Source organism: Nocardioides mangrovicus (genome assembly GCF_003674065.1).
Taxonomy (GTDB): Bacteria; Actinomycetota; Actinomycetes; order Propionibacteriales; family Nocardioidaceae; genus Marmoricola; species Marmoricola mangrovicus.
Window position 1 is genome coordinate 59649 of sequence record NZ_RDBE01000010.1, and the last position, 12306, is coordinate 71954.

Here is a 12306-nt window from a genome sequence, read left to right on the forward strand (position 1 = left end):
GGTCGAGCGCCTCGCCGGTGTCGTCGCCGATGCCGTCGACCCGGTCGGGCTCCACCTGGCCGATCGTCTGCCCGGCCATCAGCTGCGCGATGGAGGCCGACCAGCGCGCGAGCAGCACCTGCAGGTCCGTACGGAGCTCGGAGGTGAGCTGGAACGTCATGAAGACGCTGTAGCGCTGCTGGGGCGTACGGATGCCGGCCTGCTCGGCGCTGCCGTAGAACCGGTGGCGCTGCGCCAGGTCGACGACGTCGCCGCCGGCGACCGGCGTCGAGGTGTGGCCGCCCATCGCCGAGGCCGCGCCCGCTCCCGCGACGGCCCCGACCACGCCGCCGCCGGCCGCGGCGGCACCGACGAGCAGCCGCCGCCGCGAGAGTCCCTCTCGCGACGGCGTCTGCGGGTCCTGCGGTTCGCTCATTGCGCGGTGGCGACCTTCTCCGCGATCTGGGACAGCGGCTCCTGGAGCGCCTGCACCGCACGACTCAGCGAGGCGCTCGACTGGGCCTTCAGCGCGGCGTCGTAGTACTTGAAGCCACCCGGGATGCTCGGGTCGCGGTAGGTGTCCAACAGCTTCTCCACGTTCGCGAACTGCGTCTTCACGTTGGCGGTCAGGGTCGGGTCGATCTTCTCAAGCCCCGGCTCGAGGTAGGCGAAGGCCTGCTCGGCGCCCTCGACGTTGCCGGCGAAGTCGACCAGGTCGATGTGGCTGTACTTCTCCTCCTCACCGGAGATCTTGTTCGTCTGCACCTCCTCCAGGAGGCCGGCGGCGCCGTTGGCGAGATCCTCGGGCTTGTAGTCCAGCGAGCCGACGACGTCGGTGAGCTTGGCGACGTTGGTCACCAGCTCGGTGGAGTACTGCTTGGTCTTCGCGGTGATCGCACCGCGGGCGAACAGGTCGCGCTCGATGGCGTGCAGGCCGTGCCAGCCGACCTTGGGGTCGAGGTTGGAGGCACGCATGTCGATCAGGTAGTCCAGGTTGCCGGCGTTGTCGGTGGCCTTGAAGCCGGGCTCGACGAACCCGTCGACGTCGGACTCGATGCGCTCGTAGAACGGCCGCGCCAACGCGTAGTCCTTCTTCGCCTGCGCCAGGTTGCCGGCCTGCACGGCGGTGTTGAGGGTGCCGACCGCGGTCTGCATGTCCTTCACGACGCTGTCGACGTACTGCGCGTAGCCCTTGGTACCGGTCTCGAGCAGGGTGGCGGTGCTGCCGGTGGCCTCGGCGGTCTTGCCGGTGACGGTGAACTCCTGCATCTCCTTCGCCGCGCCCGGGCAGTAGATCTGGTACGTGCCGCCGCCGAGCGTGACGGTGAACTTCACGGTGGGCAGGCCCGGGGCGAGGTTCTCCTTCTCCCCGATGATGCGGTTGTCGCTCTGCAGCTCCAGCTCGGTGAGCGAGGAGGCGCTCTTGTTGGTGACGCTGAAGGTGACCGGCCCGGCCTTGGCCTTGGTGGCGTCGAGCGAGCAGGTCCCACCGTCGTCGCTGGTCATCGTCACGGCCACCTGCGAGGCACCGTTGGAGACCTTCGCGACGTCGGAGGCGCTGCTCGAGGAGCCCGACGAGCTCGAGGCGGCCGCGTCGTCGTCGGATGAGGCGCCACAGGCGCTCAGGGTGCCGGCGGCCAGCAGCAGCGCACCGGCCAGGACGACCGGTCGGGTGGGGTCAGGGAACCGCATGGGTGTTGCTCCTTCGTGGGGCGGGCGCAGTCGACGACTGCGGGGCAGGGGGAACCGGACGGCGCCGGAGGGCGACGAGCAGGACGAGGGCGGCGGCCACCAGCAGCGCGATCGGCAGGACGACGCCCCAAAACCGGTGCTCGGTGCGACGCGAGCCCAGCTGGCGCACGTCCTCGGCGGTGGCCGTGACGTGGCGGGGCGCGACCTGCCAGCTGCTGCCGCTGAGCGTGAGCGTCCGCGTGCTGGTCAGGCCGCCGCCGGAGAGGGTGACCAGCGTGGTGGTGCGCGAGGAGCCGTCGAGCAGGACGCCGTCGGCCAGCCAGACGCTGGTGGTGCGGTAGGTGCGCCAGCTCGCCTGGAACGGCCCGGGATTCTGGGCCGCGTTGAGCCCGACGGGCAGTCGTCCGCCGGAGAGCTGCACCAGGCGGTCGAGGGTGACGGTCGGGGTCGCATCGGCCGGCGTCGAGGTGCGCTGGGTGCGCCACAGCCGGGCCGCGACCCCGGCGTGGTCGTCGGCGCGTCCGGCCGAGGTGAGCCGGATCTGCTCGCGAGCGCCGGAAACGGCGACGTCGACGACCGTGCCCGACGCCGCGAGCCGTGCGGTGCCGGTGCCCTTCGCCGTGGTGAGCGGCGCGGTGCCGGTGGTCACCGACGGCGTGGGAACCGCCAGCACCAGCACGCCTGCCGCCACGGCGAGCGCGGCAGCGGCGCCGATACGCAGCCGCTGCTGGGCGCGGCCGCGGGGCCGGTGCTTCACGGGCCAGTAGACGAACAACGCCACGGGCACCAGGTAGGCGACCCAGCCGACGACCTCGACCAGACGGGGGTCCGACGGGATGCCGAGCACGCCGGTGATCAGCGCCGACCAGAGGCTGCCGGGCTGCACCAGCCAGGCCAGGTCGACCGTGCGCTGCTGGCCGGCGTTGAGCCAGCCCGCCTCGTGGGCGGTGCGCAGCGTCGTGACGACCAGGCCCGCGGCCACCAGGACGAGGAAGGCGCCGGTGATGCGGAAGAAGCGGGAGAGGTTCAGCCGCACGCCGCCGACGTAGATGCCCCACCCGATGCCGATGGCCACGAGGACGCCGAGCACGGCACCCACCGCGGCGAGCGAGGCCGATTGCGCCGCGGAGAAGGTGGCGAGCAGGAAGACGCTGGTCTCGAAGCCCTCCTTGAGCACGGCCAGGAAGGCCATGACCGCCAGGGCGTTGGCGCTGCCGCGGCCCAGGGCCTGCGCGGCCTCGGCCTCCAGCTCCTTCCTCATCCCGCGCGCGTGCGCGTTCATCCACACGATCATGCCGGTGACGAAGAAGATGGCGACGGCGCCGATGATCGACTCCATGCCCTCCTGGGCGGCCTGGGGCAGCGCGTGCTCGACGGCGGCGAGGCTCAGCCCCACCGCCAGCGAGAGCAGCACCGCGAGGCCGACGCCCCACCACATCGCGGTCAGGCTGCGCCCCTCGCGACGCAGGAACGCCGCGATGATGCCCACGATCAGCGCCGCCTCGAGACCCTCGCGCAGGCCGATCACGAGCGTGGCGAGCATGCGGACTCCTGGGGCGGGCGAGGACGGGCGACGACCCGTCAGCAGTGAGGTTAGGCGAACCTAACCCATCTCCGCCACCCGGCCCAGCGGTGACCTGCCTTACCGCACCTGTCCGGGTTCGTCCCGAACGACACGCCTGTAGTTCTGGACTTTTCTTCACTTTGGTCACACAGGCCTCAGTTTTTACGGCAGACTCCCCGACGTCGCATACCGCATGAATCGACGCATCTCGAGGAGACACGCCGGAAATGAAGTTCGTCGTACGCCGCCCTGTGACCGTTCCTCGACCGATGCGGCTGATCGCCTACGCGGTGCTGGGCAGCGTCCTGGTGGCCCCGGCGGTGGCCTCGGCAACCGGTGACGGCCAGGTCGCCGCGAAGGTGATGTCGGCGGCCAAGCGCACCCAGCAGGCGCCCAACGTCTTCTACCCGCTGCCGTCCTCGGCCTCGCCGACCGACCAGCAGAACTACCGCTCCGGCGGTGGCACCGACCTCGAGGCCTCCTGCGGCACCCAGGTCCGCGCGATCCACGCCGGCACCGTTCACTACGTGCCCTCCAGCAGCTGGGGCGGCGCCAACACCGTCGAGGTCACCACCGGCGACGGCCACCTCACCAGCTACTACGGCTACCTGGGCAGCATCACCGCGTTCGACAACCAGATCGTCAGCGCCGGCCAGCCGCTCGGCACCGTCGGCAGCCTCGGGGCCGCGGCCGGCACCTGCGAGCTCGGCATCCAGATCATGCCGAACGGCACGACCACCACCGACCCCACCGCGTGGCTGGAGTCGTGGGTGGGCAAGCCCAACCCCGACCTGAGCATGTGGGGCAGCAACGGCTTCCTGCTGGCCACCTTCAACGTGCTGGGCGCCTCCCACACCAAGCGCCCCGGCGGCGACGCCTCCCGCCGCTACCCGACGTGGTCCAAGCGACTGCCCGGCGTCGTGTCCTACCTGGAGAACAACCACATCGACGTCGCCGGCATGCAGGAGTTCCAGCGCTCGCAGCACAAGGCGTTCCTGAAGCAGGCCAGCAGCCAGTACGCCGCGTTCCCGGCGTCCTCGCGCACCGACACCGACAACACCATCGTGTGGCGCAAGGACACCTTCGACCTGGTCGAGGCCCACAAGTTCGCCATCCCCTACTTCAACGGCCACAAGCGCAACATGAACTACGTGCTGCTGCGGCAGAAGTCGACCGGGCGCACGGCGTACTTCATCAACGTCCACAACCCGGCCAACACCCGCCGCTACCACCACCAGCAGAAGTGGCGTAACCGCTCGATCGCGGTCGAGCGCAAGCTGGTCATCCGCCTGCGCTCGTTCAACCGCCCGGTCTTCCTCACCGGCGACCTCAACGACCGCGACAAGGCGTTCTGCCCGCTGACCAAGGACAAGCTGATGCTCTCGGCCAACAGCGTGCCGAGCTTCACCTGCGCCCCGCCCTCGAGCCTGTGGATCGACTGGATCCTCGGCGCCGGCCAGACCCGGTTCTCCTCCTACATCCGCGACTGGAGCCTGAAGAGCGCCAACGTCACCGACCACCCGGTGGTCTACAGCCGGACGTACCTGGCCGAGTAGCGGGGCCCTCAGGAACCGCCGGCCACCGTCTCGAACCGCAGCCCCGCGTCCTGGAGCCGGCGGGTGAGGTTCTCCCCCATCGCGACGGCCGGGGTGACCTGGCCGGCCGTCGCCGGGTTGTCGTCGTCGAAGGCCAGGCTCAGCGCGGACTCGCCGAGCATCTTGGCGGTCTCGTCGTAGCCGGGGTCGCCGCCGCTGACCCGGGTGCGCACCTGCTGGCCGCCGGCCTCGCCGACGAAGTCGACGGTGAACCAGGACTTCTGCCGTCGCGCGGCCGAGGGACCCTCCCCCGCCGGCACCTTGTCGAGCAGGAAGCGTCGCAGCGGCGGCAGCTGCGCGGCCGCGGCCAGGGCACCGAGCCCCACGGCGCCGCCGGCCAGGTAGCGCAGCGTCTTGACCCCGGCGTAGTGGGAGTAGCGGAAGTCGGGGCCGTAGCGCTCGAGCGCGGCACCGGACCGGGCGACCACGAACGGGTCGATGGTGGGCAGCGGCACCAGCCAGTAGCCCAGCTCGGCGTCACGGTGCGGCTTGCCGGCGACGGCTTTCGAGCGCCGGCCCTCCGGTCGCGGCTCGACCTGACGGCGCTGCTGCATCGCCGAGCGCATCTGGCGCCCGCGCGCGAACGCCGTCAGCGCGGAGGCGAAGGTGCCGCCGGAGAACTGCGCCCCGGCGCGCACGACGCCGCGCAGCGTCACCGGTTCGCCCTCGGGAAGCTGCAGCACGGTGAAGCGGGCGCCGAGGTCGTGCGGCACCGAGTCGAACCCGCAGGCGTGCACCAACCGCGCGCCGGAGGACACCGCGGTCGCGTGGTGGCGGACGTACATCGTGTCGACGAACTCCGGCTCGCCGGTGAGGTCGAGGTAGTCGGTGCCGGCCTCGGCGCAGGCCGCCACCAGCGGCTCGCCGTACTCGACGTAGGGCCCCACGGTGCTGACGATCACCCGCGCCGCGCGGGCGAGCGAGGCCAGCGACTCGGGGTCGGTCACGTCGGCCTGCAGCAGGGGCAGGTCCGCGTGCGCAGCGCCCAGCCGGGCGCGCACCTCCTCCAGCTTCGCGGGATTGCGCCCGGCGAGCGCCCAGCGGCAGCCCTCGGGCACCTGGCGCGCCAGGTACTCCGCGGTCAGGCCCCCGGTGAACCCGGTGGCGCCCAGCAGGACGAGGTCGTACTCCCGTGCGTCGGACATGGACGGAATCTACGGTGGTCCCATGTGCCGCAACATCCGGACCCTGCACAACTTCGAGCCGCCGGCCACGAAGGACGAGGTGCACGCCGCCGCCGTGCAGTACGTCCGCAAGATCAGCGGCGCGGCCAAGCCGAGCCAGGCCAACCAGGCCGCGTTCGACGTCGCCGTCGCCGAGGTCTACGAGGCCACCCGCCGGCTGCTGGAGGGACTGACGACCACCGCCCCACCCAAGGACCGTGAGGTCGAGGCCGCAAAGGCCCGCGCTCGCGCCCAGACCCGTTACGCCTAGCACGTAGCCTGGAGAGGTGCAGGAGCTCGCGGGACGCCTGATGGTGCTCACCGGCGCCGGCATGTCCACCGACTCCGGCATCCCCGACTACCGCGGGCCCGACTCACCGCCCCGCACGCCGATGACCTACCAGGAGTTCGTCGCCGGGCCGCAGGCCCAGCAGCGCTACTGGGCGCGCGCCCATCTGGGCTGGAACCGGATGCGCCGCGCCGAGCCGAACGCCGGCCACGCCGCGCTGGTGCGGCTGGAGGAGCAGGGTCGCGTGGAGCTCCTGGTCACCCAGAACGTCGACGGCCTGCACGAGCGGGCCGGCAGCCGCGAGGTCGTCGCGCTCCACGGACGCATCAGCGACGTCGTCTGCCTGGACTGCGGCACGGTCTCCTCGCGCAGCGCCGTGCAGCACCGGATGGGCGAGCTCAACCCCGGCCACCTGCGCCGCTACTCCGGCGCCACCGTCAACCCCGACGGCGACGTCGAGCTCGACGACACCGACGACTTCGTGGTGCCCGGTTGCGCTGCGTGCGGCGGCCGGCTCAAGCCCGACGTCGTGTTCTTCGGTGAGAGCGTGCCCAAGCCGCGGGTCGAGCGCACCTACGCCGCCCTCGACCGCGCCGACGCGCTGCTGGTGATGGGGTCCTCGCTGACCGTGATGTCGGGGCTGCGGTTCGTCCGCTACGCCGCGAAGGCCGGCACGCCGGTGGTCATCGTCAACCGCGGCACCACGCGCGGCGACGAGCTGGCCACCGTGAAGCTCGAGGCCGGGTGCAGCGAGTTCTTGGAGCGGCTGGTCTCAGACGCGGGTGACGAAGATGTGCTCGGCGGACTCGGGGAGCACCTCAGCGGTCTCCCCCGCTGAGCCGACCAGCACGCCGGCCTCGCCGCCGACCGCCTGCACGACCGCGCCCGGCAGGGCCCCGACCCGGCGCAGCGCCTTCATCAGGGGCTCGTCCTTCTGCATCTCCTCGGAGATCCGCCGCACCCGCACGCGGACGGGCTCGGCCACGTCGAAGGCCAGGAGCGGCTCGACGTCGGCCATGAAGTCTTCGTCGTCGGCCTTCTCCCCCAGCTCGGACAGACCCGGGATCGGGTTGCCGTAGGGCGACTCGGTGGGGTGCTCGAGCAGCTCGATGAGACGACGCTCGACGCTCTCGGACATCACGTGCTCCCAGCGGCAGGCCTCCTCGTGCACCTGCTCCCACTCCAGCCCGATGACGTCGGTGAGCAGCCGCTCGGCCAGCCGGTGCTTGCGCATCACGCGCACGGCCATCCCGTGGCCCTCGGAGGTGAGCTGGAGGTGGCGATCGCCCTCCACGGTGAGCAGGCCGTCGCGCTCCATGCGCGCCACCGTCTGGCTGACGGTGGGCCCGGACTGGTGCAGGCGCTCGGCGATGCGGGCGCGCAGCGGCGTGATGCCCTCCTCCTCCAGCTCGTAGATCGTGCGGAGGTACATCTCCGTGGTGTCGATCAGGTCGCTCACAAGGGGTATTCAACCCGACAGGGCCACAGCGAGGAATGGCATGCTGAGCCCGATGGACCAGCTGATCGTCGCGTCCCGCTTCAACGGACCGCCGCGCTCGGGCAACGGCGGCTACACCTGCGGACTGCTGGCCCACGAGTTCGGGCTCGGCGAGACCGTCGAGGTGACGCTGCGGCGGCCGCCACCGCTCGACGTCGCGCTGGACCTGCGCCGGGGCGAGACCCTCGAGCTGCTCGACGGCGAGACGCTCGTCGCCGAGGCTCGCGCGGTCGAGGAGACGGTCGACGCGGTCGACCCGGTGGACCTCGAGACCGCCCGTGCGGCCTCCGAGCACTACCCCGGCCTCGGCTCCCACCCGTTCGCGCGCTGCTTCGGCTGCGGCACCGAGCGCCCCGACGGACTGCGCGTCTTCCCCGGTCCGGTCGCCGGTGACGACGCCGGCCGCGTCGCCGCGGCGTGGACGCCGGCCGAGTCGACCGCGGCGGACTGGCACGAGTACGACGACCCCACGGAGCGCTGCTCGGTCGCGACGACCTGGACGGCGCTGGACTGCATCGGCGGCTGGGCGTGCGACCAGGGCGAGCGGCTCATGGTGCTGGGCCGGATGACGGCGGTGCTCGATACGCTGCCGGCCGTCGGCGAGCCCCACGTGGTCGTCGCCCAGCGTGTGGGCGGCGAGGGTCGGCGCAGCCTGAGCCTGGCCACGCTCTACGATCCCGACGGCCGCATCGTCGGCCGCGCCCGCCACACCTGGGTCGCGATCGACCCGTCCAGCTTCGACGCCTGAGGAGCACCCCCGTGTCCACAGCCCCCTGGTGGCGCGATGCCGTCTGCTACGAGGTCTACGTCCGCAGCTTCGCCGACTCCGACGGCGACGGCATGGGCGATCTGCCCGGCATCACCTCGCGCCTGCCCTACCTGGCCGAGCTGGGCGTCGACGCGCTGTGGATCACGCCGTTCTACCCCTCACCGCAGCACGACCACGGCTACGACGTGGCCGACTACCGCGACGTGGAGCCGACGTACGGCACGCTGGCCGACTTCGACACCCTGGCCGCGCGGGCCCACGAGCTCGGGCTGCGGGTGATCGTCGACATCGTCCCCAACCACACCTCGTGGGACCACCCGTGGTTCCGCGCGGCCCTGGCCGGCGACGAGGCCGCCCGCGAGCGCTACGTCTTCCGCCCCGGCCGCGGGGCGCACGGCGAGGAGCCGCCGAACAACTGGCTGGCGATGTTCGGCGGCGGCGCGTGGGAGCGCGTGGAGGACGGGTCGTGGTACCTGCACCTGTTCGACCGCTCGCAGCCCGACCTGAACTGGCTCAACCCCGAGGTGCACGCCGACTTCGAGCGCACGCTGCGGTTCTGGCTCGACCGCGGCGCCGACGGGTTCCGGATCGACGTCGCCCACGCGTTGATCAAGCAGGACGGCCTGCCCGACGTCGACGACCCGCCCGCCTACATCGACGGCACCGCCCCCGGCGGCCCGATGTGGGACCGGCCCGAGGTGCACGAGATCTACCGTGAGTGGCACCGGGTGCTGGCCGAGTACCCCGGCGAGCGCATGGCGGTCGGCGAGGCCTGGGCGCCGACGCCGGAGAGCACCGCCCGCTTCGTTCGCCACGACGAGCTGCAGCAGACCTTCAACTTCCACTGGCTCGTGGCCGACTACTCCGCCGCGGCCTTCCGCAAGGTCGTCGACGATACCCTCGACACGCTGCGCCCGGTGGGCGCGAGCGCCACCTGGGTGCTCGGCAACCACGACGTGGTGCGCCCGCCCACCCGCTACGGCGGCGGCGAGCGGGGCGTGGCCCGCACCCGCGCGGCGACGCTGCTGATGCTCGCGCTGCCCGGCTCGGCGTACCTCTACCAGGGCGAGGAGCTGGGTCTCGAGCAGGTCGACGTGCCCGAGGCGGCCCGCCAGGACCCCGACTTCCTCAACGGCCGGGGCCCGGGCCGCGACGGCTGCCGGGTGCCCATCCCCTGGTCCGGCGAGGCACCGCCGTACGGCTTCGGTCCCGGCGCCGGGCAGCCGTGGCTGCCGCAGCCGGCGGACTGGGCCGAGCGCAGCGTCGAGGCCGAGCAGGCCGACCCGGCCTCCACCCTGGCGTTCTACACCGGCGCGCTCGCGCTGCGTCGTCGCCGGATCGCCGAGGGCTGGGCCGAGGACCGCGAGATCGAGTGGCTCGACCTCGGCGCGGACGTCCTGGCCTTCCGCCGCGGCGAGGTGACCGTGCTGATGAACTTCGGCACCGCCGCCGTGCCGGTGCCCGACGGCGAGGTGCTGCTGGCCAGCGGTCTCGTCGAGGACGCCGTGCCGACCGACACCGCCGTGTGGGTCAGCCGCGCTCGCTGACGACGGTCGGCTCCAGCGACTCGTTGTAGCGGGTCAGGGCGTCCACGAAGTCGCTGAGCTCCTCGGCGCTCCAGGTCTCCAGGCGCTGCTCGAGCAGGGCGCGCCGCGAGCGGGCGGTCTCGGCCAGCCGGGCGCGGCCCTTGTCGTTGACCTCGATCTGCTGCGCGCGTCCGTCCTCGGGGTCGGGCGTGCGGGCGATCAGGCCGAGCTCGCAGAGGTGGTGGACCTGCCGGCTGATCGCACCCTTGTCGATGTTGAACCGGTCGGCCAGCTCCGTGGAGCGCATCGGGCCGTTCTCGGCCAGGAACGAGAGCATCAGGTACGACGGCGTCGACAGCTCGGGGTGCACGGTGCGGGCACGCTCGGCCATGACGGCCTTGATGCGGCGCACCATCACCCCGATCTCCTGCTCGAGGAGGTCGACGGAACGCTGCTTGGCTCGGGTCATGGCGCCGGTCACCGTACCCGGTCAGCGGGCACGGGCTGCAGCGCCGAGGCACCGACGGGCTCGCTGTGGTCGCGCTCGTCGGACCGCTCCACGGTGGTCCGCAGCGGCACCTCCTTGATGGCCAGTACGCACACCAGCGCCACCACCGCGAACGGCACGGCGAGCAGGAACAGGTGCCCGGTCGCCTCGCCGTAGGCGCCCTCGAAGACGGCGCGCACGGTGGGCGGCAGCGTCGACAGCTCGGGGACGGCGTGGCTGGAGATGCCCGAGGTGGAGATCCCCAGCGAGGCCAGCTGGTCGCTGACGCTGTCGGCCACCCGCGTGCTCAGCACGGCACCCAGGGCGCTCACGCCGACCGAGCCGCCCATCGAGCGGAAGAACGCCACCACCGAGCTGGCTGCTCCCATGTCGGCCTGCGCGGTGTTGTTCTGCACGGCGAGCACGAGGTTCTGCATGCTCGCGCCCAGGCCGACGCCCATGACGCACATGGCGACAGCGACGTAGACCAGCGAGGTCGTGGCGTCGATCCGGGAGAGCAGCGCCAGGCCGACGATCACCAGCACCATGCCGCCGACCAGGAACCGCTTCCAGCGGCCGCGGGCGGAGATGATCCGCCCGGTGACGATGCTCGAGACGAACAGGCCGCCCACCATGGCGATCGACATCAGCCCGGCGTGGGTCGGCGACATGCCGCGGGCGAGCTGGAAGTACTGCGAGAGGTAGACGGTGGCGCCGAACATCGCGACGCCCACCATCACCGACGCCGCGGTGGCCAGGGTCGTGGTGCGGTCGCGGAAGAGCCGCAGCGGGATGATCGGGTCGCTGGCCACGCGTGCCTCGACCAGCAGTGCGAGCCCGAGCAGCACCAGCCCGCCGAGCACCAGCAGGCCCGAGGTCGTCGAGACCCAGGCGAAGTGCTGACCGGCCAGGGAGACCCACACCAGCAGCAGCGAGACCCCGGACATCAGCAGGGTCGCGCCGAGGTAGTCGATGCGCACCTGGCGCTTGACCACCGGCAGGTGCAGCGTCAGCTGCAGCACCACGAAGGCGAGCACGGCCACCGGGATGCCCACGAAGAAGCACCAGCGCCAGCCGACGCTGTCGACCAGCAGGCCGCCGATGAGCGGGCCGCTCACGGTGGCGAGCGCGAAGACGGCACCGATGTAGCCGGAGTAGCGGCCGCGCTCGCGCGGGCTCACCATCGAGGCGATCACGACCTGCACCAGCGCGGTCAGGCCGCCGACGCCGAGGCCCTGCACGGCCCGCGCGCCGATGAGCAGGCCCATGGTGTGGGAGAACCCGGCGATCAGGGAGCCGGCGACGTAGATGATCAGGGCCGCCTGCACCAGCAGCTTCTTGTTGAACTGGTCGGCGAGCTTGCCCCAGATCGGCGTCGAGGCCGTCATGGTCAGCAGCGTCGCGACGACCACCCAGGTGTAGGCCGACTGGCTGCCCTCGAGGTCACCGACGATGCGCGGCAGCGCGTTGGAGACGACGGTGCTGGACAGCATCGCCACGAAGAGGCCGAGCAGCAGACCGCTGAGCGCCTCCATGATCTCGCGGTGCGACATCTCGCCGTGCTGCTCGACGACGGAGGCGTCGGCGTGCTCCGGCTTCTGGGGAGCGGCGACGTGCCGGCCGGGTGACGGACTGAGGTGGGACACGGGAGCTTCCTTCGACGACTGTGCGGACGCCAGCCATAACGGTTGACGTGGGCAACTGTATTCCTTGCCGTCGGCAACTATCCAGCGAATCGCGAAGG

Annotated in this window: 12 protein-coding genes; 5 read left to right on the top strand and 7 right to left on the bottom strand. The window is 71.8% G+C overall.

The genetic code is table 11. The features are described 5' to 3' along the window. The 3 genes from D9V37_RS20740 to efeU form a co-directional block, all read right to left on the bottom strand. Window positions 1-415, bottom strand: a 415-nt coding sequence (locus tag D9V37_RS20740; RefSeq protein ID WP_232524939.1) for a Dyp-type peroxidase domain-containing protein, incomplete at its 3' end; no start/stop codon positions are given. After that, a complete protein-coding gene (gene efeO / locus D9V37_RS14915; RefSeq protein WP_121806984.1) occupies window positions 412-1671 on the bottom strand; it encodes an iron uptake system protein EfeO in 1260 nt (419 codons plus the stop codon). The genes D9V37_RS20740 and efeO, both read right to left, overlap by 4 nt. After that, window positions 1658-3214 carry an iron uptake transporter permease EfeU gene (efeU, locus tag D9V37_RS14920; RefSeq protein ID WP_121806985.1) on the bottom strand — a complete coding sequence of 519 codons (1557 nt, stop codon included), beginning with the start codon at window positions 3212-3214 and terminating at the stop codon, window positions 1658-1660. Before efeU ends, efeO begins: the two co-directional genes overlap by 14 nt. Before the next feature lie 290 nt (window positions 3215-3504). Between efeU and D9V37_RS14925 the strand changes: the two genes are divergently transcribed. Further along, window positions 3505-4791, top strand: coding sequence for a peptidoglycan DD-metalloendopeptidase family protein (locus tag D9V37_RS14925; protein WP_158604486.1), 1287 nt, complete (start codon window positions 3505-3507; stop codon window positions 4789-4791). Between the two features lie 8 nt (window positions 4792-4799). Here D9V37_RS14925 and D9V37_RS14930 read toward each other — a convergent pair whose 3' ends face one another. Continuing rightward, window positions 4800-5975 carry a saccharopine dehydrogenase family protein gene (locus D9V37_RS14930; RefSeq protein ID WP_121806987.1) on the bottom strand — a complete coding sequence of 392 codons (1176 nt, stop codon included), beginning with the start codon at window positions 5973-5975 and terminating at the stop codon, window positions 4800-4802. 22 nt (window positions 5976-5997) lie between these two features. On the opposite strand from D9V37_RS14930, the gene D9V37_RS14935 reads away from it, so the two are divergent. Together D9V37_RS14935 and D9V37_RS14940 are read left to right on the top strand one after the other, a co-directional pair. Beyond that, window positions 5998-6264, top strand: coding sequence for a DUF2277 domain-containing protein (locus D9V37_RS14935; protein WP_121806988.1), 267 nt, complete (start codon window positions 5998-6000; stop codon window positions 6262-6264). 16 nt (window positions 6265-6280) lie between these two features. Then, complete coding sequence (locus tag D9V37_RS14940) at window positions 6281-7120, top strand: NAD-dependent protein deacetylase (RefSeq protein ID WP_232524940.1); 840 nt, start codon at window positions 6281-6283, stop codon at window positions 7118-7120. On the opposite strand, the gene D9V37_RS14945 is transcribed toward D9V37_RS14940, so the two are convergent. Then, window positions 7055-7741, bottom strand: coding sequence for a metal-dependent transcriptional regulator (locus tag D9V37_RS14945; RefSeq protein ID WP_121806989.1), 687 nt, complete (start codon window positions 7739-7741; stop codon window positions 7055-7057). The two genes, D9V37_RS14940 and D9V37_RS14945, sit on opposite strands and share 66 nt — an antisense overlap. Window positions 7742-7793: 52 nt before the next feature. Here D9V37_RS14945 and D9V37_RS14950 point away from each other — a divergent pair, with 52 nt between their 5' ends. Together D9V37_RS14950 and D9V37_RS14955 are read left to right on the top strand one after the other, a co-directional pair. Continuing rightward, window positions 7794-8528 (top strand): hypothetical protein, encoded by a 735-nt coding sequence (locus D9V37_RS14950; RefSeq protein ID WP_198412580.1) that lies wholly within the window; start codon window positions 7794-7796, stop codon window positions 8526-8528. A gap of 11 nt (window positions 8529-8539) precedes the next feature. Beyond that, entirely contained in the window at window positions 8540-10096 is a 1557-nt protein-coding gene (locus D9V37_RS14955; protein WP_232524941.1) for a glycoside hydrolase family 13 protein, read from the top strand. On the opposite strand, the gene D9V37_RS14960 is transcribed toward D9V37_RS14955, so the two are convergent. Continuing rightward, window positions 10080-10544 carry a MarR family winged helix-turn-helix transcriptional regulator gene (locus D9V37_RS14960; RefSeq protein WP_121807830.1) on the bottom strand — a complete coding sequence of 155 codons (465 nt, stop codon included), beginning with the start codon at window positions 10542-10544 and terminating at the stop codon, window positions 10080-10082. The two genes, D9V37_RS14955 and D9V37_RS14960, sit on opposite strands and share 17 nt — an antisense overlap. 8 nt (window positions 10545-10552) lie before the next feature. Beyond that, window positions 10553-12208, bottom strand: a complete 1656-nt coding sequence (locus tag D9V37_RS14965) for an MDR family MFS transporter (protein ID WP_332835756.1) — start codon at window positions 12206-12208, stop codon at window positions 10553-10555. Window positions 12209-12306: the final 98 nt, after the last annotated feature.

Bases quoted from the DNA above. Each gene is read 5' to 3' on its own strand.
- efeO (WP_121806984.1), bottom strand. From the start codon at position 1,671: ATGCGGTTCCCTGACCCCACCCGACCGGTCGTCCTGGCCGGTGCGCTG.
- D9V37_RS14930 (WP_121806987.1), bottom strand. From the start codon at position 5,975: ATGTCCGACGCACGGGAGTACGACCTCGTCCTGCTGGGCGCCACCGGG.
- efeU (WP_121806985.1), bottom strand. From the start codon at position 3,214: ATGCTCGCCACGCTCGTGATCGGCCTGCGCGAGGGTCTCGAGGCGGCG.
- D9V37_RS14960 (WP_121807830.1), bottom strand. From the start codon at position 10,544: ATGACCCGAGCCAAGCAGCGTTCCGTCGACCTCCTCGAGCAGGAGATC.
- D9V37_RS14935 (WP_121806988.1), top strand. From the start codon at position 5,998: ATGTGCCGCAACATCCGGACCCTGCACAACTTCGAGCCGCCGGCCACG.
- D9V37_RS14950 (WP_198412580.1), top strand. From the start codon at position 7,794: ATGGACCAGCTGATCGTCGCGTCCCGCTTCAACGGACCGCCGCGCTCG.
- D9V37_RS14925 (WP_158604486.1), top strand. From the start codon at position 3,505: ATGCGGCTGATCGCCTACGCGGTGCTGGGCAGCGTCCTGGTGGCCCCG.